The following is a 26677-nucleotide window of genomic DNA, read 5'->3' as shown; positions in this document are numbered from 1 at the left end:
CCAACAAGATATGCTTTTTTTTAAACAACAAATGATGAAGCAAGGAATCTTACCAGATGAGTTAAACCGACAAGATTACTTTGAATTTATGGCAGTCTTAAATGCTAAAGATAAGAAGAAACAAGTAACAGATCCGGTTGTCGAGTTATTAAATAAACGAAAGGGGACTGACTAATGGCCACAATTAATGATGTAATGAGTACTTCAATTCGCTTGGATGCAGTGCAACCCGCACGGTCATTAAAAACTTTAACTAATTACATTAAAGCTAATACCAATGCATGGCGTTCTCAGGAGGTGGCCTTAAAATCTTCTGGAGATAAGCTAGATGCTTTAAAAACTAGGTATCAAGGAATATCAGAAGAAATCAAAGGTTATAACTTAAAAATTGATGAGCTAAAACGTCGACAGTCAGGCCTTGATCAAACAACCAACCAAGGTTCAGAAAAGTATGCCAAATATGCTAATCAGATTGCTAAAGCACAAGAGAAGATTGCTGGTTTAAATGATCAACAGTCTAAGGCGGAAAAGCAATTTGAATACCTTAATTCAGGACTATCTGGATTACAGCGCAACTATCATAACCTTAATCAGGTAACTAATTCTTATGTGGATGCGCTAAAGGCTCAAGGAAAGATTAACCAGGCTGGTCAAGTAAAGCTTAAAGGCCTTAAGGAAGGATTGAATAGCTTATCTGATCAGTACAGATTACAAAATAGTGAACTCAGTAAAAACTCACAGGCTTATAAACAAGCCCAGTTGGCCTATGAAAAACAACAAAATGTTGTTAACCGCCTCGCCAATGATACCCACAAGAATGCGGATGAATATGTTCAAGAAAAGGAAAAACTTAATCAATTAAAAGGTAGCTTGGACATTGCTAACGAAGCTTTTAACACCCAACAAGTACGAGTCAACAAAACAGCCACTTCACTGGCCAATGTGCGTTCTGATGTGGTCAAGTACGATTTACAAGTCGGTCACATGAGTGATGCAATGGTGCGATTGGGCGATAAAGCTAACATTGCTAAGAATAAATTTAAAAATTCATTTGGATCAATTAAAGGTAGTTTACTAGGTGCCAGCGTAGCGATGGGGACATTGGGAGCAGCAGCTTTTTCTGGCGCTAAAAAAGCAACTGAACTTCAAAATGTTTATAAAGTAAACCAAAACTTACTGGTTACGGGTGGCGACAAGGCTAAAACTGCTATTAAAACCGTGACAGAAATGCAAAAAGACGGGGCTAAGTACGCTCTTAAATATGGAGTTAGTCAAAAAGAAATTGCTGATCAATACCAGGATTTAATCAAGCGTGGTCATACAGGTGCTGAATCATTAGCGGTTATGAAAACTGAACTACAAGCCAGTGTGGCTTCTAGTGATGACTTTAAAGATGTGGTTAAAGTATCAAGCCAGGCGATTGAAGCATTTGGCATGAAAACCAATAATACGGCAAAAATGATGCACAACACTAAACGTGTAGTTAATGCATTAGCTTATTCTGCTGACATGACTGCTACTGACTTCCACAGTTTAGGCAAAGGCATGGAATATGTAGGCGATTCAGCTCATAATGCGGACTTTAGTATTGAGCAAACTTCCGCTGCTTTAGGTGAATTGAGTAACCATGGCTTGGAAGCTGATAAAGCTGGGACAGGTCTGCGAAAAATTATTACTAGTTTAGCAGCTCCAACAAATTCAGCTATGGGCGCTTTAAATGAAATTGGAATTAAATCAACTAAAATATTCCAAACTGCCAATGGTAATTTCAAAACGTTGCCTGCAATTTTTAAAATTATTGAGGAACATACTAAAAAACTTGGTGGAGCTGATACAGCGCGCATCTTTAAAAATGTTTTTGGTCAAACTGGCATGCAAGCAGCTCAAATCTTAGCTAAATATAATGGCCAATTGGCTGATTTAACCAACAATGTTTCTAAAGCAAGCAAAGCTGGGACTTACGTTCAAAGATTAGCTAACAAAAATGCTCAAACTGCCCAAATGTCTCAGAAACGATTTAAGCAAGCCTGGGATCAATTATCAATTATGTTTGGGTCTAAGTTGTTGCCATATATGACAAAAGCAGCTAATCAAATGACCAAGCTCTTTGGTGAAAAAGGCTTTCAGAAAGATATTGGTAAAACGGCTACTTTAACTGCACATGTGGCAGGAGGAATCGCCAATATTGGCATTTTTGCTATTAAACATTATGAAGGTGTCAAGCGCTTTGGTGAAGCATTAACTGCAATTTGGGCAGTTGGCAAAGTTTATAAATACTTTAAAATATTTAGCGACCTTACTTCTGTTTTTAGTGGTCAAAAGCTAAAGGTGAACCGATTGACATCAGCATATGATGATCAAACTTTAGCTATTGAACGTAACACTAAGGCTAAAGAAGCTAATGTGGATGCCGGAAATGGTACCAGTACAATTGATGATATTGCTGATAACGCTGGTGGTGAAGGTAAGGTTGCCGAAGATGCTGAAAAAGACGGTAAAATAGCGGTTCACGACATAGATGATACAAGTAAAGTCACCGAAGATACCGGAAAGATAGGCCGATTCGCTAAATTAGCTGAAAAGTTTAAAGGTGTTAGCAAATTAGGAAAGGTTGTTGCAGGCTCTGTAGGTGTCTTAGACGTTTTAAATTCAGCAACTGATTTAATTGGCATGAAAAAGAAGAGTGCCGGTTCACACATCGGCGCTGCTACTGGTTCACTAGGTGGTACAGCAGCTGGTGCAGCAATCGGGACAGCTATTTTACCTGGAATTGGCACAGCTGTTGGCGCTGGATTGGGTGGCTTGGTTGGTGAAGGTGTTGGTCGTAAGTTTGGTAAAGCTATTCAAAAAGGACTTTCAGCACAAAAAATCCATACACCTAAATTATCTACCAAGTCTTCTTTCAAGAAACTTTCTGATGAAGCGACAAGCTATTATAAAAACCGTGAAGCTCAGGACAAGAAGAACTTACAATTACTTTATAAAAACGGGGACATTACTAAAAAAGAGTATGAAAAACGTCTGCAAGTCATTAAGGGTGAAGGTTCTAAAGCCAATCGATTAACTCTGATGAGTCAGAAAGATCAGCAAGCAATTGCCAAATATTATGCACAATCACGGCAACGACTAACGGAATCATGGAATAAAAAGATTCTAAAAGCTGAGAATAAATATGGTAAGGGATCCGTTCAAGTTGAAAAGTTGCAGAAGGAAAAGAAAGAAGCACTTGAGAAACAACATCTTAAATTTGCTACGAAAGTAACTGCTAAGGAAGCCGAACTGCATACTACCTTAGCTGGCCAGATTAAATTGTCTACTAATAAGATTGCTAAAGATTATAAAACGCTCACTGAAAAGAGTAAAAAGTATTCCAAAGAAAAAATGATTAAATTGGTGGCTAATGCCGATGAAGAGCAAAAATCTGTCAGTAAAAAAGCCAACGATGAATATCATAGTGTCTATAACGCTGCTTGGAAGAAATATAAAAATACAGTTAAAGCAGCAGATGAAGAGTACAAGGGAAATAGTTCGGCTGCCAAGGCACAACGCCAAAAAATTATTGAGGAGGCTCGTAAACAAAGAATTGGTGTGATTAATCATGCCAATAAACAAAAAAACGATTCAATCACTAAAGCAAAACAGCAGTCTGATAAGGTTTACGATTATGCGCATAATCAAAATCAGAAGGTAACAGCTCAGGCTGTTTCTCAATATGAGAGTATTAAGAAAAATAATTCCAAAACCAAAGACAATTACAGTCTCTCCTGGCATGGCATCTGGAAGTCAGTTGGTAATTGGATTGGCAAACTGGTAAATGGGATGAATAAGAATGCCATTTCAGCCCAGAACAAAGTCTTTAAACAATACGGTGGTTCACAAACTTTGGATCAGATTCCAACGGTAGCCTGGGCAACAGGTACCGGATTATTGAAAAATGGTTTATTAACCCAACCGGTTTTGGCTAAGCTTAATGATGGTCACGATTCACCAGAAACACATAATAAAGAAATCATTGTCCACGCAGATGGGCAATTAGAACCAGTTGAAGGTAAAGATACTCACCGGTTCCTAGAAGCTGGTTCCGGCGTTTTAAATGCTACAGAGTCTAAGATGTTAATGGCTTTAAATGGCATGCAGCACTTTGCGTCAGGTACTGGTTTATTTGGTGGTATCGGGAAACTCTTTAAAGGCATTTGGGGTTCTTTAAAACAGAAGTTGTCGGCACTATCACACATTGCTAATCATTCTGATGCAACTTTCAAACAAGTTTTTCAACCTAATTTTGGCGATATAAAGGGAACAGTTGGGAAGAACTTTGCCAATATGTTTGGCAAACGCGACAAGCAACAGGGTTCGGTTTGGTGGGATACTGCCTGGAATATGCTACATGGCATGGTTTCCGAAGGCGGCGGTCAAACTGATTCAGCATTTTTGAATGAAGCTAAGAAATTGGCAAATAGTGCCCATCACCGATATTCTGAAGGCTCTAATGTCCGCTTAGGACCGAATTATTATGATTGTTCTGGCTTAGTTTATGAGACTTTGAAACACATGGGAATTACAGTTCCTGGTGGCTCGACTACTGTCCCTGAATACAACTTTTCTAAGCCTGTATCTTGGAAGAATGCGAAGACTGGTGATTTAGCGTTCTTCGGTCGTGGAGGAAGTCAACACGTTGGTATCGTGGTCGATAACAGTGGTTCTGGACATATGTTCAGTGCCGAAAATCCAAAGGACGGGATTAAATATTCTACCATCAAGGGCTTCGGTGATTTTGTTGGGATTCGAAGAGTGCCTGGGTTGATTGACAAAGTTAAAAAGTCAACTAAATCTCATAAACAAAGTTCTGGGTTACAAACACTAGTAAAATCTCAATTAAAGCATTCCGGGGTTTGGAGTTGGGTATCGAAAAATTTAAAACCATTATGGCAAAAATTGTTTGGTAGTTTAAGCAGCTTTGGATTAAGTGGTGATGTGGCAGCTAGAGCTAAAACCTTAGCTAAAGCATTGAAAAAGCTGGATCCACGCGCAACTAAAGCAGGAATTGCTGCAATTCTTGGTAATTGGGAATTTGAGTCAGGATTAAATCCTAACGCAAGAAATTCATCTGGTGGAGCTTCTGGGCTTGGGCAGTGGTTAGGTGGTAGACTGAATCATTTGAAATCATATGCTCATCGTCATGGTGAAAACTGGCGCAATGCAGCTACCCAATTAAAGTTTGCGTTAAGCGATGACAGTTCTGATTCTTCTGTATTTAAACGAATCCTCGAGGGTCACGGTTCGATCACTTCGTTAGCTAGTCAGTTTTCTGAAGATTGGGAACGCGGTGGCTATACGGGGCAACACGTTAACGGTGCGAAGAAAGTTGCTAATTATTTGGGATATGCGAATGGTGGCTTAGTTGATCAAGAACAGTTAATTAAAGTAGCCGAACGTAATAAACCGGAAACCATCATTCCATGGGATATTAATAAACGAGGACGAGCCTATGAATTGCTAGCTGATACTATGGCTCATTTTAAGCAAACAGATCAGCACACCAACCAATCAAGCAATTCGGATGGTCAGGCTGTCAAAAGACTTGAAGCTAAGTTTGATACAATGATTAAACTTATGAGTCAATTGGTCGATGGCCAAAACAATCCGATTCCGGCAGTAGTGACTGACAAGCAAGTTTTTCAGGCAGTCAATAAGCATAACAAACGAACAACGGCTAAGAATAATTGGGGAAGAGGTGTAACCTTTGGCTAATAACGATAATTATGATGTAAACACATTTGATTTTGCGTTTGATGAAGATGGAAATGGTGGTTTTAATTCGGAAGACGATTTAGGCATATTTCTAAATCATGTATCGAAACCGTTAGCCCCCAATATTACTGAGTCATTTCAAGACGTCCCTAAACGTTATGGTGGTGTGTACTTGGGAACAGATTACGGTGAAAAAGAATTTGACATTCCAATTACCTGTTTCTGTACCACCCGCGATGAATATAACGAACGAATTAAAACATTAACTAACGTTTTAGTTAATACCAGCAGTGATGCTGATACTGAATATCCGTTGAGGTTTAATGACGATCCAGATGTAACTTATTATGGACACTTTACGAGTATTCCAACACCGACATTTATTAATGAAGGTGTTCAGGACTTTCAAACCACGTTAGTCTTCATGCTGGCGGATCCTCGCGGTTTCCTGCCGCAAAAAGAAATAAAAATTACGGACAATGATCAGCAAATTATTCCTGAAGGAAATACGGAAGTTGATCCAATTATTCATATTATTCCGAAGACCGATCTTTATTATGTGGGTTATGAAACAAATGATGATTATGTAGCGGTTGGATATAATGTTGATGACGGTGATACGACTACGGATAGTGATGGCAACGTCACAGTCATGGGACAATCCCAAACTCAACAGGTAGACGACCCGTGCAACTCATTAGCCACGTGGATTCAATGTGGTGAGGATACACAAGCTTTTCCAATTTATAAGGGTGAGTTAGATGGAAAATCGGCAGCCACTGGTACTTCAATTATGGTGGCTAAAGATAAAGATGATCATTACGAATGGGGATCTCGTGGGAAACACAAGAATTTTTACGGACCAGCGGTTATGCATAATGGTCTACCGAAAATTACTCCCTATTGGAAAGTTTCGGTACGCTTACATCATGTTAAACGAATGAAAAATGAGCGGGCGATGGGAAAGATTGAAGCTTATTTATTGGATAATAATGGTAATGTTTGTGGCCGGATGGGGATTGAAGATTACTCAATGGGACGGTATCCACGGGCGTTTATTCAATTAGGTAATAATTTTGATAGTAGTAACTCTGATAGCTACTTAACGTTGCTTTTTGATGAAGGTAATGGTCAGCAGAAACAAAATGAGGCTACCAAGCATGTTAAAGTTGCCTACACAAAAACGGTCACCGTTAAGAAGAAGACGACTAAAAAGAAGAAGTGATATAAATGAATCTACAATTCTTTGCGCGAAAAACTCGAAAAACTCGTAAAAAGACTAAGACTAAAAAGAAACGAGTTGTGAAATCTAAAAAGGGTGGCAAGAAGAGTAGTAGTAAAGGGGGTAAAAAAACATCAGCTCCCAAAGCTACAACAAAGAAGAAAAAGGAAAAAGAATATGTAACTGAAACCTCGTATATGAATAAGGATGCCTACTCGAATTTTTATGGTGAATTTATTCTTGAACGACAGAAAAAATCGGATAGTTCGGGGAATGTTTACGACAACTGGGTAGCAGAAATTAACCAGTGGGATCCTAAAACCGGTGAGCCATATAGTGTTAACAATACAAGTAAAACTCACATGCATAAGGAAAAGTTGGATAAATCCGGTAAGTTTGGTTTTGCTTTAGCCAACTTAGGCGTTTTCTTTGGTAAGCATGATATTAAAGAGGACTTAGTTAATCCAGTGGTGGCGTATAAGTCAGATTATGAAGCTTTAACCAATTATGAAGAATGGCGCAGTGATGGCTCTACTGATCCGGATGATACACCACATATTATTGCCAAGGCTGGTCAAGAAATTATTATTGATACAGCCAATAATAAAGTTACCATTGATGGAAAGCCGGCAGATAAATACGTTTCATGGTTATCGACTTTTCCTAAATTAACTGGTGGAGTTCCACAAACTCTACACTTTTTCCCGGATCCCAAAAATGCTGATGTAACAATTGAATATCGACCAGCAATTAAGTAGTCACGAAAGCGACTACTTTTTTTATACATAAATAAGGAGGTTAGAGATTTGTATATTATCCTGGATAAAAATTTAAAGCGAGTTGCCACGTTATCGACTAATTCAGACGCCAACCCGTTTTGGGGTGAAGTAGTTGAACGCCAAATTGCCGATGATAACAGTAACTCGGATGATGGCATTACTGGCGTTAGCACTTTTAATAGTACGGATCCGAATGCTAACTCCAAAAGTTGGAATGATACATTAACAGGACTAACCATGTTGCAAAGTGCCCCTGCGGCTCAATACTTAACGGTTGGTAATAGTGTTGCTGTGTATGATGATGTGCATAATCATTGGCGTATTTATCGAATTTATCAGGTTGATGAAACTATTGATGCCACTAGTGGGGCTCACTTAGTAACGGTGGATGCTATTAACCTAGCAATCTATAAACTTAATAAGACCATTCCACCACAAAAAGAAATTAAAGATTGTAAATTAGATCAAGCCATGCAGTGGATCATGGCTGATACCGGTTGGGATTTACAAAATAATTGCTCTTCAGGATTATTTGCCGATATTAACTTTGATGGAACGGCTTCTAGTCAAGCAGCCTTGCAGACAGTCTTATCAACTTACGATGCAGAAGCCGATGCCTATTGTCATATTGACTCCAACGGTATTGTGACTGATCTAATTTTAGAATTAGCTGATCAATTGGGAGAAGATGAAGGCAAGTCAATTACCTATGGGCAAAACATGTTATCTGTCCAACGAGAAACAGTTGATACTAATTTAGTAACCAAGCTTTACATTGTGGGCGCAAATAATGCTTCAATTGCAGAGGTTAATAATGGTAAGAACTATATTACCGATCTATCGGCAAATTCTCTTTATAACAATGATAGCAATACCTGGCTAGAAGGGACCATCACGAGTGATACCATTACTGAACCTAAAGCATTACTTGATTGGGGATTACGTGAATTAAGATTGTACAATCATCCACGAATTAACTATGCCGTGGAGGTTACTCAAGATTTTCAAGCTAACTTGGGCGATACTATTAAGGTGATTGATTTATCCATGAACCCAATTTTAACAACGGAAGCGCGAGTCATTCAGCAAACCACTTCGGAGAGTGATCCAAGTCAAAATAAAGTTGTCTTGGGAGAGTTTAGCACAGTTAAAGTAATTACGCCGGCGTTTATCCGTAATATGGAACAGCGTTGGAATGACCATGTTAAGAAACTATTTGAAGATGCCCGAGAAAATGCCAATGCAGCCACAGTCAGTTTGATTACGCCGTTAGGTTCAACTTGGTATAACACGGATACTTCCAAACGGGTGATTGCGAGATTGTTTATTGAAGGTGAGAATGTAACTTCTCATTTAGCACCGCAAGCTTTTAATTGGCAAAAAGTTAATATGGATGGCACCCGTGATATTGGGTGGGAAGCTGACCATGCAAAAGATGGTTATCAGGTTACTATCGAACCACCATTTGTCGGGACACTATTAGTCACCATTGATGATACTTATGTGAAAGATGAGGCAGAGATGTGGATTGATACCAGCAATTCAGCTGATGGTTCCTGGAATAAGCTTTGGGAAACTAAAGATGCCGCCAACAAAGATTTTAATGGCGATCAGCATATTGGGGCCTTACAATTTTCATATTTATTGAGCGATGGTTCAGTATTGTCTAGTTATCACTATTCTAAAGACAAAAACCATTCAGATTGTGAATTTATTAAATGGAACGCTGATGGAACATTACAGAGCATGATGTTTGTAACTGGTGGTGGCCATTGTGGATCGTTCGGCTATGATGAAAGTTCCAATACGATTTATACAGAAATAAAAGATCCAATTGATGGGAAATATTATTTGGTAACAATGGCATACCAAGCCAATACAAGTGCTAGTAATATAACCAAGTGGTGCCAAGTAAAACAATATTTTCGAGTTGCAGTTGATTTGAAAAATAATCTATGGCTGGGAAGCACGACGAGTGGGAAAGTGTATGTTTGTCAGATAAGCGATTTACAGACAGGAAACTTCAAACCAATCATTGAATTTAAATTGCAAGATTTTAAATGGAAGCCATTACCAGCTGGAACCACTAATAATGGCGCTTATAACACTCTTCAGGCAAATGGGATTAGTTACCCATTTGCTTTTTTTACGGCGGGTGATGCTAACAATGCTGATGACAAACATGTTATGTGTATTAACTTAATTACACAGTCAATGGTATTTGATTATGTGGTGGAACCAATGCAGGATATTAAGTTAACAGTGCCGTTGGAAAATGGCGGTCATTTGGAGCCGGAGGGCATATATGAAGATGTTAATAATTCTAGGTTAATTGTTGGCTTTAACGTTTCTGAATATAGGGATGCTGCACATACTGTCTCTATTGCTCATAGTGCCCTATATACAGCTCCACTTGGAATCCGTGATGATTCTAAAGACTTAGTTGTTGAATATCCTGAACAAGATGAAGGCGAGAATGATGAAGCTGAACAACCAGTAATTACCGGAAATGATAATGCTGATGATTCAGATGATAGTTCTGATAGTGATGAAGATGGAGATGAATTAACTGGTGAAGGAACCAAAATTGAGGATGGTGATAACGATTGATTATTGCAACGGGAACTTTAAATATTGATGAAAATGCTAAGCTTGCCCAGCAAGCTTCTGACGATGCCAAAAGTGCCGCTAATTCTGCAGCTGATGAAGCGGGTAAGGTTAAAACATCGTTGGATGGGAAAATCACTGTTTCATCTCAAGAACCATTTGATGATGGGAAAAGTCATGATGAAGGTGATATTTGGTACGTCCAAGACAGTAACCATATAACTAGTGAAATGTACACCTATGATGGATCTGATTGGGTTAAGACTAAGATGTCCCAAACAGCCTTGTCAGTTGGCCAGCTTTCAGCGTTATCTGCTGATTTAGGAACCATTGAAGCCGGATATTTAAATTCGGTAGAAATTGATTCATCAATCATTAAAGCTGGCAGTATTTCTGGTTCATCTTTGTCGTTAACAAATGGAAATACTAATTATTGGTTAGATCAGAACGGGTTTCATGACAGTTATTATGGAAACGATATATTTAATGGATATGTAAAAAAAGATGTTTGGATTAATGAATCAGGAATTTCAATTTCTGATGGAAATTATAAGGCTGATATTCAACCAGAACAAATTAAAATGTCTGGTGGTGGTGGAACAGGAACTATTTGGCCTACGAATATTAATTGGCCTGCTATTACAATTTCAGATAACATTCAAATAGATTCTAAACACATAATTCACAGCAATGATTATGGAGCTTTGTATTTTGAAGGAGGTTCTGATGGTGGTGAAGATGGTATTGACATTCATGCCGGCGGGGTTTACTCACATGGAACCAATTTACTTAGTGAAATTAATAAGATTGAAAAGAAATTGAAGATGTAAGGTGATCTGATGAATGATATTAACGCACAAGATTTAATTAACCAATTGGTTAATGAGTACAGTCAAGATATGGCAGCAAAAAATCAACAAATTGCGTTATTAAAAATTGAAAATAATCAGCTTAGAAAGAAGGTGAAAACTAATGAGTAAGGAGCTCGCATTCACGGATGATAATGATGTGGTTAAATATTTAGATACAACCACTGCTTTTAATCTGGCACTCACGGCCGACGGGGTGGCCTTTGATTTAACTAATGCTAAGTCAATTCTGGTTAAAATAGCTAATGACGATGGATATATCATGCAAGAAGCTATTGATTTAACCACTGTAACTAGTCCGCTTGGTGGAACACTAAGCTTTCCAATTAATCAGGATATCATGAACACATTGGTTCCAGATGATTATGATATTGAAGTTTGGGTTACTATGAATGATGGTACGCAGGCCATCTTTCCAAGTGATGGTACATTAGGCTTTTCAATTGAAGAGAACCTAATGAGTGATACTGGTGAAGTAATTCCGACAATCACTTTGAATGATTTTCAGCAACAATTTGATGATCTAAGTAGCCAAATGGAGAATGCAGTTCAAAATGTGCATAAGGGTGACCAAGGTAACCCTGGTAATGGTATTAAGTCTGCCAACAATCAGTATCAGTTAAGTGATTCACCAGTTACAGTTCCCACAGGGGGCTGGTCAGATACTATTTTGGCAACAACTGATCAACTTCCTTATCTGTGGACTAAAATTATTTTTACCTACGATGACGGGACTACTAAAGAAATTAATTTTGTTTCCAGCCGAGGTGATACTGGTAGTCAGGGACCAATTGGACCAGTGGGACCACAAGGAAAACAAGGAAATGGTTTGGTTGTTAGGGGGAAAGCTGATAAAGAGGAAAATTTACCCACAACGGGTAACAACCAGGGTGATGGTTACTTAGTTGGAACAGACTTATATATCTGGATAGATGGTTCATGGCAAAACATGGGAAGCATTACGCCTAATTTAGCTGATTATGTAAAAGTGGCTGATATGAACAATGCTTTAAACACTAAAGTTAATGTTACTGATATGCGTAAACCAGCAAGTGATGTAGCCGGGATTGAAGAAGTTAACGCCAAACAAGATAAAATTGGTTACACACCTGCTGATGATTCCAAAGTTGCCCACCTATCTGGTGCTAACAACTTTGATACCGTTCCAACTGTTAATAATAATCCGTTATTACTAGCAAGCAGTTTGCCAAGTGACCTAGCACGAACGGGTTCAGATCAGGAGTTTACGGGTAAAAATACTTTTGATACTGCGCCAATTGATAAAACAACGGGTAATCCATATATCACTAAAGATGGTGTACCAGCAGTCCCATCAACACTTGCGGATACAACTAAGGATGCCAATTTTACAGGAAAACTTCAAAAGTCTGGAATTGATGTGGCAACTACGTCAGATGTAAGCAGTGCAGTGAACACTGCAACAGCAAACATGGCAAATACTACAAAGTTAGCAAACTTTACAGCTGGCTTACAAGTTAATGGTAAAGATGTTAGCACAGGTGGTGGTGACAAACTAACAACACCTTGGGTTGTGACTAATTATCAATCAACGAACACGATGGGCCCACATGGCTGTAACGAAGCAACCGGATGGCGTATTTATAATGACATACTGTATTACTACGGTTATTTTTATGGGGCTACGGTATCAGAAGCTGTTATTTTTAATCTTTACACCGCTTATCCAGATTTTAAAAAGACTTTTAAAACTCTTGGTAGCAGTCCGGAATTAATGCATCAAACGTCATCTGGTTTTTGGGCTTTTAATGATTGGGGGAATCAGATGGTGAGAAATGAGGGCAGCCTATTAATAAGTGTTGAAAATAACGCGACACCACTTTCTGTAAATATTGTTTATCCATTGGATCGCTTATAAAATAAAGGAAGATAAAAACTTATGTTAAACGAATTATTAAAATCATTCAATTCATTACAAGTAACCGGTGCAGTTGTTTTTATGGTACTGCTTAAGCTTGTTAAGACACTGTGGAAAAATAAAATTGTCACTTGTTATTGGTTGGAATGAATTAACAAAAGATCAGTTTACTGATATTACTGGTAAGAATTATGACACAGGGGTGGAAAATTCATCAACTGCTTCTTAATTGACGGTCAGTTGAGTACACTCACATGTAGACGTTTTTTTGGAATGCAAGTTTAATTAAATTAAAGTCCGTCACTTTTTTGGAACAGTGGTATAATCATTTTCGTAGGCATTAACCCCTTTAGTGCCTACGCATTCCAACATTCATCTGAGCATTTATGAATGTCCCATACTCATACATTCCCCTCAATGTATCTGATGTATACACGCCCGTCATAAGATGGGCGTGTTTGTTTTTAATAATTAGTTGTTACGACTATATAATCGTGATACAATGCGTTTGTGGAATTCCATTCCTCCAAGAAGGAATTTCATGTTCTTCAATATGATAAGAATTGAGGACGCCCTTTAAAGCGGGGCGTTTTCTTTTACACAAATTTTATGGAGGTTGTCTTATGTATACACAAATATTAAATATTTTAAATTCCTTTAAAGCAACCGGATTGGTTGCTTTTTTAATTGCTGTAATTCCAGCAACTTACAAATTGGTTAAACCGTTGATTGAAGCTAAAATTAAAACTGAAAAGAATACTCATATCAAGCAAGGGATGGAATTAGGCTTGAAATTAGCGAATGCTTTCGTTCCTGTGGTGGCAAGTATGCCTGCTTTAAGTAACTCAGATCGCAAAAAGGCGGTTAACCAATTTATTGATTCTGGCTTAAAAGAGTCCGGCTTTAATTTTAAAGCAGAAACAATTGAAGGATTAGCAGAACAAGCTTACCAGTATTATAAACACACTCTAAAGGGAGATAATCACAAAGCACCTGTTACTCCGGCGCATACAAATGACGTTACACCCGACGTTCCAGTCGATGACGATCCGGAAGTATTTAAAGAACCCCAATCATCTGAACAAAAGTAGGAGATGATGAAAATGACTAAAAAGGTTGCTGATTTGTCTGCGTATCAAGGCAGTTCTGAGGCCTATATGAGATCTTTAAAAAGCCATGGAATTGACTCCATAGTTGCTAAATTAACTGAAGGCACTGGATACATTAACCCTAAAGCTAGAGAACAAGTGGCTAACGGATTCAAAGTATTTGGTACTGTGAGTGTTTATCATTTCTTTCATGGTCATGGTTCATCAGAAGCTAAGTATTTCTTAGCTTGGGTAAAAAGCTTTGGGTTGGATAAATCCACAGTCTTGGCCCTAGATGTGGAAGCACAAGACCTTCCTTGGAAGACCACAGCTGAAGTAAATGCCTTTTTAAAGGAGTTAAAAGCCAACGGATTTACCAACGTTATTACTTATGGATCCGGTTCATGGTTTGCTGAAAAGCGAATTGATCGAGCGAAACTTATTGATAAGCATATTTGGGTAGCGGCGTATGGTGTTAGTCAACCGGGAATTGATAATGCGAATGCCTGGCAATATACCGATAACTATAATGGATTAGGTGTTGACGCCAGTTTAGATTTTGATGGTTCACTGTCCGGAAGTGGGATAGTTATTAAGCCTGCAAAACCGGAATATTATCAAATGCCAGGCCTATACGAAGTAACACAAAGCGTAATTCACCAATTTAACGATGCTGAATTCAAGTCAAAACGGCATACCCGTCTGATTAAAGGAAGTCGATTCTATGCTACCCCAATAAAATATGGTAAAATTTATCGACTTTCTACACCGACTGGTTACTATACAGCAAACAAAGATAAAGTTAAATTTATTTTTGCAGTAAAGGCTGGTGATAAGTAATGGTGGAAGTTCCTGATGAAATCAATATGACTAAAATGCTCATTGGCATTAAAGAAGATATTTCTTCCATTAAACAACAGCTGAATGATCAGGCTGATTTGAATGCCAAAACAGATAAAGCTTTGGCTAAGTCTATTGAAAATGAACATCGAATTGATAATCTTACACATATTAACTATGCATTAATTTCTTTAGTGGCAACGGGAATTATTGTACCGTTGATTATTTATTTAATTGAGAAATTTATGTGAGATGAATTCCCCCTTGGATGATTATTTTTGGGGGGAGTACATATATTGGTATATATTAATTAATATTATTTTGTGATTTTGATAACATTATGCATATATTAGTGTTTGGTTATTGAACTATCACTTTTTCGGGAAAAATAGCAAATAACGGGCAAATAACGGCCAAACAAATTTTAAGACGCCTTTATATCAACGTTTGTAAGGGGCACTTGTGCCTGCAGTCGGCATGACGTATCACCGAGAAGAATAGAGGATATTGACAAATAATATTTTGTCGATATCCTCTTTTTTGTAAGATTTTGACCGAGTATATAGCTGGTGGAATTTAGAGTTGTTCCATAAACCTTAGGACATTCAATTCAATAACTAAAATTGGTATATACGAATAATGATTAATTGGTATATAGAAATTTCTGATAATACATCCTGACAACAAAGATCCTACCAGTGTATATCAAAAAATGTCCACTTGTGGTATACCTAAATTAGATGTATGCTGTATGGGTAATCAACTTAAAAAAGGGAGTGGAGAATAATGAAAAAAGTATTAGTTGTTTGTGAAAGTGGCATTTCAAGCCACTTCTTGGTCAAAGCAGCTCAACCATTTATTGAATTATATGACGCACAGCTGGAATTAATTCCAACCAATATTGACAATGTTTCAAACTACTTAAATACCGACATTGAATTTGTTTTGGTTGCCCCTCAAGCTAGTTATCATGATGAAGAATTGCAACAGGTTGGGGAAACGGTTCCTGTGGAAACGATTCCTGATGATATTTATGGTTGGCGTAATGGTGAAAAGTTGGTTAAGTTTGTAATGGAAAAATCAACCCCTGTCGAGGCAGTTTGATGACTGATGATCAGTTAAATGAAATATCGATGCAGATGTTAAATGATGCCGGTAAGGCAAAACACATTTTGACTGATATTTTGGATGATATGAATTCGCACACATTAGAATCGTCAGGTGTGAATGACCAGCTGACATTGGTCCATCAGTGGTTAGTCAAAGCTCATAAGCAACAGAACCTTGTGATTGCAGAAAGTGAACAGACTCATTATTCAGTTCTGTTCACACATGCCCAAGATACATTGATGAATACTGAGACAATTGAATTTATTATTAAAAAGTTCATACCAATCTTGCTAAATGATAATTAATTTGGTTGTTAATTTTTGCTAAATAATTAATATCATTTTCAGCCTTGATACATCGCCTTATTCTTGTTGTAATCAGTTTTCTCAGCTTTGATCCTGTTGAATTAAAATTCATTGTGCCTTATAATGGTTTGTATGATTTATTCTTGTTAAGTACATTCAGGAGTAATTTAAAAATCGATAATCTAATCTGATTAACTTGTTTCGTTAATCTGATTAGATTTATTTTTTGGAGGGTATCACATGCAACAACAAGATCAAACAGACCAGGAACGGCGTGCTGACACATCTTTCTTTGGCCAACCTCGGGGACTGTCAACTCTGTTCTTCACCGAAATGTGGGAACGATTCAGTTACTACGGAATGCGTGCTATTCTTCTTTACTACATGTATTTCAGTGTTACAAAAGGTGGACTGGGATTCGATCAGTCATTAGCTGCATCAATTATGGCGATCTACGGTTCATTGGTTTACTTAACATCGGTAATTGGTGGTTTTGTGAGTGACCGGATTCTAGGTAGTCGGCGGACCGTGTTTTATGGTGGTGTCCTGATTATGCTCGGGCATATTGCACTGTCATTGCCTATGGGCGCACCAGCTTTGTTTGCGTCAATTGTGTTGATCACCGTTGGTACAGGATTGCTAAAGCCAAACATTTCTGAAATGGTTGGTGGTTTATATACTGAGTACGATAACCGTCGAGATTCCGGATTTACCATTTTTGTTTTTGGTATTAATCTTGGATCCTTCATCGCACCACTATTGGTTAGTTGGCTTGGCTTCAATGTCAACTTCCATCTTGGTTTCTCACTCGCAGCTATTGGAATGTTCTTTGGACTTCTACAATATATTCGTGGCGGTAAAAAACACTTGCCTAGTTCAAGCCTTTATCCAAGTGATCCGCTCGAGCCGAGTGATGCAAAAAAACTTTCTATCAGAATTGGCTTAGGTGTTGTCGTTTTCGTCCTTATCTTATTATTGATGCAGGCAATGGGCAGCTTATCTCTTAGTTCATTCATCTCATTGTTGAGTATTATTGCGATTGCAACGCCAATCGTTTATTTCATCATTATTATTTCCAGCAAAAAGTTATCCGATACCGAACGATCACGAGTGATCGCTTATATCCCACTGTTTATAGCTGCCGCAATTTTCTGGGCAATTGAAGAACAAGGGTCGGTTGTGTTGGCGCTGTTCGCTGAAAACCAAACAAACAATAACTTCTTTGGAATCTTTAATATTCCTGCCGGTTGGTATCAGTCGTTGAATCCGCTGTTTATCATGCTCTACACGCCATTCTTTGCTTGGATGTGGATCAAGCTTGGCAAAAAGCAGCCAAGTTCACCGTCTAAATTCTCTCTTGGTTTGGGGATTGCAGGATTGTCCTATTTGTTTATGGTACTTCCAGTCATGCTCTTTGGCTCTCAAGCACGTGTCAGTCCATTCTGGTTGCTTGGAAGTTGGGCAATCGTGGAAATTGCCGAACTGCTGATTTCACCAATTGGACTTTCTGTTACCACCAAGCTGGCTCCAAAGGCTTTTGAGTCACAGATGATGAGTATGTGGTTCCTGGCTGATTCAGCTGGCCAAGCGGTTAACTCACAAATTGTTAAATTCTATACACCTGAAAATGAAATTAATTACTTCATGATTGTTGGATTGGTTGCCATTGTTGCCGGAATTTTGCTGGCATTCCTTGTTAAACCGATTAAACGGTTAATGGAAGGTGTCAATTAAGTCAATGATCGAACGAATGTGTTATCCTAACTTGGATAGCACATTTTTACTTTGAGGAGAAATGATGATGGTAAAGATCGCAGTCTCCAGTGACAATCATTTTGATTTGAATAAGGTTCCGCTCACTGAAACAATTAGTCAGCAGGCAGAATATCTTACGGACCAGCAGATCGATTATTACTTGATTGCAGGGGACTTGTTTAATGATTTTCAAAAGTCGGCCGACTATGTCCAGCGACTCTCGTCTCAAGTGAATTCGACACATGTTTTCTTCATTGCCGGCAATCACGATATGATCAGGGGCATTAGCTATGAAGAACTGGAGAATGGCAGGTGGCCGGGCTACCTAAATAATCAATTTGTGGATATTCCGAATACTGATTACCGAATTATTGGACTAAATGGATGGTACGACTACACGTTTGCAGTGAATGAGGATAAAACCGAGGAGGAATTTCACCGTTGGAAAATGGCTTACTGGATAGATGGTCTCATTTCACAGCCTATGAGCGATCTGGATCGTGAGCGCATTGTTATTAATCAATTGCGAAAGCAGCTTCAGAATGCCGAATCTGCCCATAAAAAGGTCATTTTAATGACCCACTTTGTGCCCAACCAGCACTTTATTCATTACACAGATGATTTTCGCTTTTGGAACATGGCCAACGCAATGATGGGAAGCATTCAATTTCAAAACGTCATTAATGAGTTTCAGGTCGAGAAGGTAATCTTTGGCCACATTCATCAGCGACTGGACCCTATTAAGATTGGTGAAACCACTTACTATAATGCTGCAGTCGGCTATCATAATCGCCGGCACAATGAATGGCAGACCGATGATTTTATTTCTGAATGGGAAAATCAGTTAAAAATGTTCGAGGTTTTTTGAATATTGCGCTTGACGGAATCACTAAAATTTTGTATTATTATATTCGTTGGTTTGATAGCAAACACTCTTTTGGAGGGGTAGCGAAGTCTGGCTAAACGCGGCGGACTGTAAATCCGCTCCTTCGGGTTCGGTGGTTCGAATCCACTCCCCTCCATTTTTATTTTTGGGCTATAGCCAAGAGGTAAGGCAACGGGTTTTGATCCCGTGATGCGCTGGTTCGAACCCAGCTAGCCCAATTACTAAACGTCTGTGACGACAGGAACTCGTCGCGGGCGTTTTTTTGTATTTTCAACTATCGACCAATTTGATATTGCAAAATGAATTCATTTCCGCTATTGTCAAAGTTAGAAGAATTGGAATAGTCCGATTGAAAATTCAGGAGGTACATTATGAAAATAGGTTTTATTGGTGTCGGCGCAATGGCTCAGGCAATTATCCAGGGGCTGTTAAATGCGAAGTTTGTACCAAACAAAGATATTTTGGTACATAGTGCTCATAAGAATCATTACGAGAACTATGCAAAGAAATTTGGTTTAACTGCCGAAGCAACCAATCAGGCAGTAGCAAAAAACAGTGACTTGGTTGTCTTGGCCGTTGTTCCTGCAATCGCTGCCGATGTCCTGGCTGAAATTCGTGGTGAGTTGTCACCGAAGAAAACGCTGATCTCAATCGTTTCCGGTGTATCACTTAATCGCCTGGAAGAATTGACGGATTATAATCTACCGATTCTTCGCAGTCTGCCAAACATCAACTCCGAATTCGGGCAAGGGATGACTGCGGTTGCCGCAAATGAAAACTTGTCTGGAGAACGAAAAGCTCAAGCAATTTCGATGTACGAGGCAACCGGGAGTGTGAGCGAACTAGATGAAAGTCAATTTGCAGCATTTAGTGCAATCTCTGGCAGCGCCGTTGCTTACGTTGACTTCTTCATTGACAGTTTAAGTCGTGCCGGTGTTAAATACGGATTCAGTAAGGAAATGGCAACAAAGATTGCTGCTCAAACCACTTTGGGTTCTGCTCATTCTTTGATGGCTTCGGGACAAACACCAGCTGAAATGATTGATAAAGTATGTTCACCTGGTGGCGACACAATTGCCGGAATTCTTGCCATGGAAGAGGCTGGCTTTCTACCATCAGTTATCAAGGGAATTGATGCAACAATCGCAAAGTCAACCGGTAAATCATAATCAATAAACGAAAGCTCGGGATTCGGAATGGCAACCGTATTAATTCATCCAATCATTTATACTGGCAAACGGACGATTGCAGATGGTTATTTAAGATTTGATAGACACATTATTTCAGTGGGGTCGTTTAGTGCCTTTAAGCTGCAGGATGAGGATGATATCCACGATGCAGAAGGCCTCACAATTGTTCCCGGATTTATTGATATTCATACGCATGGGGGATTATGGCGTCGATTCCATGAGCCCGGATGAGCATGCAATCAGTGAATCGGTTGATCAAATGGCACAGGAGGGCATTACAAGCGTTTTTCTGACAACCATGACTCAACGCCCCAACCTTATTTCAAAGAGCATGGACACTATCAAAATGGCCGCTGAGAACAATCCTAGAATTCTTGGTATTCATCTGGAAGGCCCGTTCATCTCTTCCAAATATCCTGGGGCTCAACCGATTGATTATATCCAAGAGATGGATATTAAAAAACTTGCAACGTGGTACAAGCTTTCAGGTGGAATGATCAAGATTTTGACTTATGCCCCGGAAGTGGGGTGGAGTCCACATTTCGATGATTATTGTCAGGTTCATCAAATTAAAACTGCGGTCGGCCATAGCGATGCGACATATCAATTACTGAAGAATATTGATATCCAGCATGTCACCCACCTGTTTAACGCACAAAAAGGATTCCATCATCGCGAGGTCGGGGTTGTCGGATATGCGATGCTCTCTAAAATAGCCAAGGTTGAACTGATTTGTGATGGCATTCATGTATCACCTGAAGCCATCCAGATTGCCTACCAAGCAATTGGCCCGGATCGATTGGAATTGATTACTGATTCCATGGAAGCAAAGGGTCGGCCTGATGGCATGTATTATCTCGGCGGTCAGCCCGTTGACGTTCATGCCGGCCGAGCAATGACAGCGGATGGCCACTTGGCTGGTTCGGTTCTCAAGTTTGTTGATGCATTTAAAAATATTATGGCCTTCACCAACTGTTCGATAGCTGAAGCAGTCAAAATGACCTCGACCAATCAGGCAGCCGAGTTTCACTTAAACGGTAAAGGATTCCTTGAGAATGGGTATGATGCCGATTTGAATTTGTTTGACAAGCACCTAGACCTTATGGCAACGTATAGTTATGGAAAATTATTGAATAAAGACTAAGGGAGTTGGTATCAGTGGGTTTACCAATTTATATTCAAATTCATAATGAGATTAAACGAAATATTGAGGCAAATAAGTGGAAAATTGGTGATCGGATTCCCTCTGAACGCGAATTGTCGACCGATTTTGGTGTCAGTCGAATGACACTCCGACAAGCGATTCAGACCTTGGTTGATGAAGGAATTTTGGAGCGTCGAGTTGGATCGGGGACGTTTGTTGCCAACCAAAAAGTTCAAGAAAAAATGTCCGGGGTAACCGGATTTACGGATTTAATGCTGGCTCAGGGTAAAAAGCCATCCAGTAAAACAATTTCTTATCACACAATGGAGCCGTCTCTGAGTGAAATGGAAAAACTGAATATTACTCAGGACCAGTCTGTTCTGAGAATGGAAAGAATCCGATATGGCGATGAGGTACCGATTTGTTTTGAAGTGGCCACGGTTCCAGAAAATATTATCGAGGGATTGGAAAAAGCTGAAGTCACCAGCTCCCTGTACCGTACTTTGGAACAGAAAAAAGATTTGCGAATTGGAAAAGCGCAACAGACGGTTTCGGCCATGCTCGCTTCGGAAAGAATCGCAGAATACTTAAATATCAAGCGTGGGGATGCCATTTTAAGGCTGCGCCAAATCACATCACTGCAAGATGGCCGACCATTCGAATATGTCCGAACCCAGTATGTAGGGGATCGGTTTGAGTTTTATTTGGAAAAAGAGTGAGCGACGAGACCCGGGTTGCTCCCGGAGCATAAGGTAAAAAATATTGATGAACGATTTTGGTTCATCGATATTTTTTACCTTATGTAGCAGGGGGCAGGGTCGTCGGAGCTGTCCTCAAAAGCTGACGAGACCTGGGTCGTCGCCAAGTAGGCTAGGCAGGCTTTCAGCCGGCCGTCGGAGCTGTCCTCAAAAGCCGAGGGGACCGGTCGTTGCCAAGAGGGGCGTGAAAAGTTGTCAGAGATCTTAGCGATTCATTAACGATTGGTTTTATAAGGAGACAACATGCAGGCTCAATTGCTCACAAAAGAAAAGCGGACAACAAAAATGCTTGCCCAATTAATATGGGTGTGGGAAAGTTCGGTCAAAAAAACGCATCATTTTTTATCAGATGAAGAAATCCAGCAGATTAAACCTGACGCAATGGCTGCCCTCAAATTGGTTCCAACTTTAGTGGTGATGTTTGATTCAGAGCATTTTCCGGTTGGATTCATGGGGATTGATCAGAATCAACTTGAAATGTTGTTTATCGAGCCCGGCCATCGTGGACAGGGGATTGGAAAACAGCTGATCCAACTGGGTATATCCAGGTATGGTGTTACCCAAACGACCGTCAACGAACAAAATACCCAGGCACTTGAATTTTATCAGCACATGGGTTTTTATGAAGTTAAACGTTTTCCTCTGGATGACCAGGGTAGACCATATCCATTGTTGGAAATGAGATTATTAACTGATATTAAGCAAAAGAACTCAGACATTCGATGATGTCTGAGTTCTTTATTATTTGAGGGATTCGTTTTTCTGATCTTTCTTTTTTGGTTTATCATACCGACTGGCATACGTTACTCGAACCAAATTCGTGATCCAGGTCATTAGGACCGCAACCAAAGCAAATATGATCCAAGAAGTCCAGTCATAGTAACCGCCTGTTTGACGTTCAATGACCATCCATAATACAAAGTAAATACCATAAAAGCTGATGTCGGGCATTTTTAAGTAACTTGTAACATACCCCAGTCCCCACAGCCCAATCATTGTGTATTGAGAATCCTGAATAGGTGCTTCATGGTCGAAAAGGTTCCAAATAATTGCGACGCTAAGATAAATAAGAAAAAAGTACGTCATATTTTTAGGGGTGATTTGTTTCATTTCAATCCACCTGTTTCTTTTTCGAAAACCTTTGCTTCACAATCTGCCATAAATATTTTGGTAGAACTGTCAATCTACTGATTCGACTTGGCTCTTTAACCACTCGATAAAGCCACTCCAGGTGCATTTGCTGCCACGATTTTGGTGCCCGCTTGACGGTTCCGGTTAACACGTCAAATGAGCCGCCAATGCCAATCCAAAGTGCATCTGCAGCGCTTCGATTCTTATCAATGAATTCTTCTTGCTTGGGATAACCAGTAGCTACAAAGACCATATCCGGGTTGGTCCGTTCAATGTCATGGACAATATTGCGGTCATCACCAAAATAACCATCGTGAATCCCGGCAATGGTCAGAAATGGATAATTATCTTCAACGATTTTTCGAACTTTTCGAATGACGCCTGGCTGGGCACCAAGAAAATAAGCAGACTTTTGGTGTGCGTTGCCCCATTCCAAGAGGTGGATGAACAAATCATAACCGGTAACCCGTTCTTGAAGTGGTGTTTTTAACATTTTAGCTCCCATCACGATTCCAATACCATCTGGAATAATGTAATCGGCAGTTTGAATTAATTTTTCATAAGCAGGATTTGCTTTTGCATACATAACGATCTCCGGATTAGCGGTCACCACAAATGTATTCGCGTGTTCGTCAATTTTAGTGTGTAAAATATTTTGAAAATCTTTTTCGGTTGTATTCAGAAAGGGAATTCCTAAAATATCAACGGTGTGCGTAGAACTTTGGTTATTCATAATAGCTCCTTTAAAGCATGATAAATGTGCAAATGTTATCAATGCTTTTGTTAATAATCATAAAAATGATAGAATATACATTAATTATATAACAAATCTCCGGGGAGGATATTGACACAATATGTCAGAACACGATAATTTAACACTTCATACTGATTTTTATGAGATTAATATGATGGCAACCTACTTTGAGAAGCACATGGAAAATCGAAAAGCAGTTTTTGAAGTCTTTTTCCGAAAGCTTCCTTTTGGTAACGGCTATGCAGTTTTTGCCGGACTGGAACATGTGATTCAATATGTGGAAAATTTACACTTCACTGATGATGATATCGATTATTTAAAAGAGGTAACAGATTATCCCGACAGTTTTTTAGAATATTTAAGAAACTTTGAATTTAAGGGCAACATCAAGTCTGCATATGAGGGCGATATTGTTTTTGCCAACGAGCCCATATTACAAGTTGAAGGGACTTTGTGTGAATGTCAGTTGGTAGAAACAGCCATTTTGAACATGGTCAACTATCAGACGTTAATTGCCACCAAAGCATCAAGAATCAGAACGGTTGTCGGCGATGATCCATTAATGGAATTCGGTACCCGTCGTGCTCAGGAAGTTTCCGCTGCGCTTTGGGGAACTCGTGCTACAATCATTGGTGGGTTTAATGCGACATCGAATGTGTTGGCCGGCAAGAAATTTGGCATTCCGATCAGCGGAACCCATGCCCATTCACTGGTTGAATCATTTGGCAATGATTATGATGCCTTTAAGGCTTACGCTCAAACGCATCACGACTGTGTCTTCCTTGTGGACACTTATGACACCCTCAAAAGCGGGGTGCCAAGTGCGATCAAGGTTGCCAACGAGATGGGTGACAAGATCAAATTTGCCGGTGTTCGTTTGGATTCCGGTGATATGGCCTATCTTTCCAAACGAGTCCGTGAGGTCTTGGATAATGCCGGTTATCCTGAGACAAAAATTTACGCTTCCAATGATCTGGATGAAACAACCATTGCCAGCCTGAAGATGCAACATGCCAAGATTGATGTTTGGGGTGTTGGTACCAAGGTCATCACTGCATTTGACCAGCCGGCTCTTGGAGCTGTTTATAAGATGGTCTCGGTTGAGGATGATAATGGCAAAATGACTGATACAATCAAAATTTCCGGTAATGCAGAAAAGGTCTCAACTCCTGGTAAGAAGCAGGTTTGGCGGATTACGGATAGTAAAGACGGCAAGTCAGAGGGCGATTACGTCACACTGGCTGATGAAGATCCGCGCAAAGAAAAATCGATCTTCATGTTCCATCCCAACTACACTTATATCAATAAGACCGTTGAGAACTTTGATGCAACGCCGTTACTCAAACCAATTTTCGAAAATGGTCAATTAATTTATGATCGGCCAAATTTAAAGCAAATTGTTCATTACGCCGACAAGGAACTTGCGTCACTTTGGCCGGAATATAAGCGGGAACTAAATCCGCAAAAGTACCCGGTTGATTTATCACAAAAGTGCTGGGACAACAAGCGCGATATTATTGAAAAGGTACGGCATTATGTACAAGGCATTAAATACTAAACTTTAATCGAGGGATGCATATGCGAGCTAAACAAAAGGAAATAATTGACGCCTTAAAGGTCAAACCAACAATCGATCCACAAGCTGAAATCCGTCGGAGTGTTGATTTCCTGAAGGATTATTTAAAAAAGTTTTCGTTTCTAAAAACATTGGTTTTGGGCATTTCTGGTGGTCAGGACTCTACCTTGGCTGGGAAACTGGCTCAGATGGCCATTTCCGAACTACGGGATGAAACCGGTAATCCTGATTATCAATTCATTGCTGTTCGTCTGCCATATGGTGTTCAAGCCGATGAATCAGATGCTTTGGAAGCCATCAGCTGGATGAATGCTGATAAAGTTGCCAAGGTCAACATCAAACCTGCCGTTGATGCGGCAACTGCCTCGGTTGAAGAAAATGATATCAAGGTTGATGATTTCAACAAAGGAAACATCAAAGCCCGCCAACGAATGATAGCTCAATATGCAATCGCCGGGGCTGAATCCGGAGCGGTTGTTGGAACCGATCACGCTGCTGAAGCCGTTACTGGATTTTATACCAAATTTGGCGATGGAGCCGCTGACATTACGCCCCTTTGGCGCCTAGACAAGGAACAGGGTAAGCAATTATTAAAGCTGCTTGGCGCTCCAGAACATCTTTACGACAAGACACCCACGGCTGACCTTGAAGATAATCGGCCTGCTTTGCCTGATGATGTTGCCTTGGGAGTTACTTACCAAGATATCGACGCTTATCTTGAGGGCCGTGAAGTTTCTGAAAAAGCAGCCGAGACGATTGAAGGCTGGTATAACAAGACCCAGCACAAACGTCACACACCAATTAACGTCTATGACACATTCTGGAAGTAGATTTTTAGTGACTTTTCATTAGTCGTTCGGTATAATTACCATAAATAAAGGGAGTAACCAGCAATTTCGATTGCGATTATCTCGTCAACGTGAAATACTCGTATTTCCGGGATAAATCTTAAATGGTGAGACTTATGAATTCTTTTTGCGAGGAATTTGTGGGTCTCTTTTCTTTTTTAGAGGAG

22 protein-coding genes, 2 tRNA genes and 1 pseudogene are annotated in these 26677 nt (G+C 39.6%); 23 read left to right on the top strand and 2 right to left on the bottom strand.

What is annotated here, in order from left to right; genetic code table 11:
* Positions 1–174 precede the first annotated feature (174 nt).
* The 21 genes and pseudogenes from FD17_RS01880 to FD17_RS01790 all read left to right on the top strand — a co-directional run bounded on the left by FD17_RS01880 (position 175) and on the right by FD17_RS01790 (position 22927).
* Positions 175–5751 carry a phage tail tape measure protein gene (locus tag FD17_RS01880; protein WP_057823150.1) on the top strand — a complete coding sequence of 1859 codons (5577 nt, stop codon included), beginning with the start codon at positions 175–177 and terminating at the stop codon, positions 5749–5751.
* Entirely contained in the window at positions 5744–6976 is a 1233-nt protein-coding gene (locus FD17_RS01875) for a distal tail protein Dit (RefSeq protein WP_057823148.1), read from the top strand. Before FD17_RS01880 ends, FD17_RS01875 begins: the two co-directional genes overlap by 8 nt.
* Positions 6977–6981: 5 nt before the next feature.
* A complete protein-coding gene (locus tag FD17_RS01870) occupies positions 6982–7731 on the top strand; it encodes a phage distal tail protein (protein WP_057823146.1) in 750 nt (249 codons plus the stop codon).
* A 48-nt stretch (positions 7732–7779) separates the two neighbouring features.
* The gene (locus tag FD17_RS01865) at positions 7780–10362 is read left to right on the top strand and encodes a phage tail spike protein (RefSeq protein ID WP_057823144.1); all 2583 of its coding nucleotides are present in this window, start codon (positions 7780–7782) and stop codon (positions 10360–10362) included.
* Positions 10359–11189, top strand: coding sequence for a hypothetical protein (locus tag FD17_RS01860; protein ID WP_057823142.1), 831 nt, complete (start codon positions 10359–10361; stop codon positions 11187–11189). The genes FD17_RS01865 and FD17_RS01860 overlap by 4 nt, the downstream gene beginning before the upstream one ends.
* A gap of 9 nt (positions 11190–11198) precedes the next feature.
* Positions 11199–11339 (top strand): hypothetical protein, encoded by a 141-nt coding sequence (locus FD17_RS13295; RefSeq protein WP_008214398.1) that lies wholly within the window; start codon positions 11199–11201, stop codon positions 11337–11339.
* The gene (locus tag FD17_RS01855; protein ID WP_057823140.1) at positions 11332–13125 is read left to right on the top strand and encodes a hypothetical protein; all 1794 of its coding nucleotides are present in this window, start codon (positions 11332–11334) and stop codon (positions 13123–13125) included. Before FD17_RS13295 ends, FD17_RS01855 begins: the two co-directional genes overlap by 8 nt.
* Positions 13126–13192: 67 nt before the next feature.
* A complete protein-coding gene (locus FD17_RS13170; protein WP_225355078.1) occupies positions 13193–13354 on the top strand; it encodes an XkdX family protein in 162 nt (53 codons plus the stop codon).
* A 394-nt stretch (positions 13355–13748) separates the two neighbouring features.
* Positions 13749–14216, top strand: coding sequence for a hypothetical protein (locus FD17_RS01850; protein WP_057823138.1), 468 nt, complete (start codon positions 13749–13751; stop codon positions 14214–14216).
* Between the two features lie 12 nt (positions 14217–14228).
* On the top strand, positions 14229–15053 hold the full coding sequence (locus FD17_RS01845; protein WP_057823136.1) for a GH25 family lysozyme: 825 nt from the start codon (positions 14229–14231) through the stop codon (positions 15051–15053).
* On the top strand, positions 15053–15304 hold the full coding sequence (locus tag FD17_RS01840) for a hemolysin XhlA family protein (protein ID WP_056939026.1): 252 nt from the start codon (positions 15053–15055) through the stop codon (positions 15302–15304). Before FD17_RS01845 ends, FD17_RS01840 begins: the two co-directional genes overlap by 1 nt.
* A gap of 535 nt (positions 15305–15839) precedes the next feature.
* On the top strand, positions 15840–16157 hold the full coding sequence (locus tag FD17_RS01835; RefSeq protein ID WP_057823134.1) for a PTS sugar transporter subunit IIB: 318 nt from the start codon (positions 15840–15842) through the stop codon (positions 16155–16157).
* Positions 16157–16468: a PTS lactose/cellobiose transporter subunit IIA gene (locus FD17_RS01830; RefSeq protein ID WP_057823132.1), complete on the top strand. Its 312-nt coding sequence runs from the start codon at positions 16157–16159 to the stop codon at positions 16466–16468. The genes FD17_RS01835 and FD17_RS01830 overlap by 1 nt, the downstream gene beginning before the upstream one ends.
* Before the next feature lie 240 nt (positions 16469–16708).
* Positions 16709–18202, top strand: coding sequence for a peptide MFS transporter (locus FD17_RS01825; protein WP_057823130.1), 1494 nt, complete (start codon positions 16709–16711; stop codon positions 18200–18202).
* Positions 18203–18269: 67 nt separating this feature from the next.
* Complete coding sequence (locus FD17_RS01820; RefSeq protein WP_057823128.1) at positions 18270–19091, top strand: metallophosphoesterase; 822 nt, start codon at positions 18270–18272, stop codon at positions 19089–19091.
* Between the two features lie 71 nt (positions 19092–19162).
* Positions 19163–19245, top strand: a tRNA-Tyr gene (locus FD17_RS01815).
* 10 nt (positions 19246–19255) lie between these two features.
* Positions 19256–19327: transfer RNA gene (locus FD17_RS01810), tRNA-Gln, on the top strand.
* Between the two features lie 153 nt (positions 19328–19480).
* Positions 19481–20278 carry a pyrroline-5-carboxylate reductase gene (proC, locus tag FD17_RS01805; RefSeq protein ID WP_057823126.1) on the top strand — a complete coding sequence of 266 codons (798 nt, stop codon included), beginning with the start codon at positions 19481–19483 and terminating at the stop codon, positions 20276–20278.
* A 27-nt stretch (positions 20279–20305) separates the two neighbouring features.
* Positions 20306–21443, top strand: a pseudogene (gene nagA / locus FD17_RS01800) (N-acetylglucosamine-6-phosphate deacetylase).
* A gap of 14 nt (positions 21444–21457) precedes the next feature.
* Positions 21458–22162, top strand: a complete 705-nt coding sequence (locus FD17_RS01795) for a GntR family transcriptional regulator (protein WP_057823124.1) — start codon at positions 21458–21460, stop codon at positions 22160–22162.
* A gap of 282 nt (positions 22163–22444) precedes the next feature.
* On the top strand, positions 22445–22927 hold the full coding sequence (locus FD17_RS01790; RefSeq protein WP_156653598.1) for a GNAT family N-acetyltransferase: 483 nt from the start codon (positions 22445–22447) through the stop codon (positions 22925–22927).
* A 15-nt stretch (positions 22928–22942) separates the two neighbouring features.
* Here the strand turns inward: FD17_RS01790 and FD17_RS01785 are convergent, their stop codons facing one another.
* Both FD17_RS01785 and FD17_RS01780 read right to left on the bottom strand, forming a co-directional pair.
* A complete protein-coding gene (locus tag FD17_RS01785) occupies positions 22943–23311 on the bottom strand; it encodes a hypothetical protein (RefSeq protein ID WP_057823122.1) in 369 nt (122 codons plus the stop codon).
* A 1-nt stretch (position 23312) separates the two neighbouring features.
* Positions 23313–24065, bottom strand: coding sequence for a WecB/TagA/CpsF family glycosyltransferase (locus FD17_RS01780; RefSeq protein ID WP_057823120.1), 753 nt, complete (start codon positions 24063–24065; stop codon positions 23313–23315).
* Between the two features lie 121 nt (positions 24066–24186).
* Here FD17_RS01780 and FD17_RS01775 point away from each other — a divergent pair, with 121 nt between their 5' ends.
* Together FD17_RS01775 and nadE are read left to right on the top strand one after the other, a co-directional pair.
* On the top strand, positions 24187–25644 hold the full coding sequence (locus FD17_RS01775) for a nicotinate phosphoribosyltransferase (RefSeq protein ID WP_057823118.1): 1458 nt from the start codon (positions 24187–24189) through the stop codon (positions 25642–25644).
* A 20-nt stretch (positions 25645–25664) separates the two neighbouring features.
* Entirely contained in the window at positions 25665–26492 is an 828-nt protein-coding gene (gene nadE / locus FD17_RS01770; RefSeq protein ID WP_057823116.1) for an ammonia-dependent NAD(+) synthetase, read from the top strand.
* Positions 26493–26677 lie beyond the last annotated feature (185 nt).

The organism is Lentilactobacillus sunkii DSM 19904, from assembly GCF_001435575.1.
GTDB classification, from domain to species: domain Bacteria; phylum Bacillota; class Bacilli; order Lactobacillales; family Lactobacillaceae; genus Lentilactobacillus; species Lentilactobacillus sunkii.
Note: the sequence above shows the minus strand (reverse complement) of the source record. Positions and strands in the feature narration are given on the sequence as shown.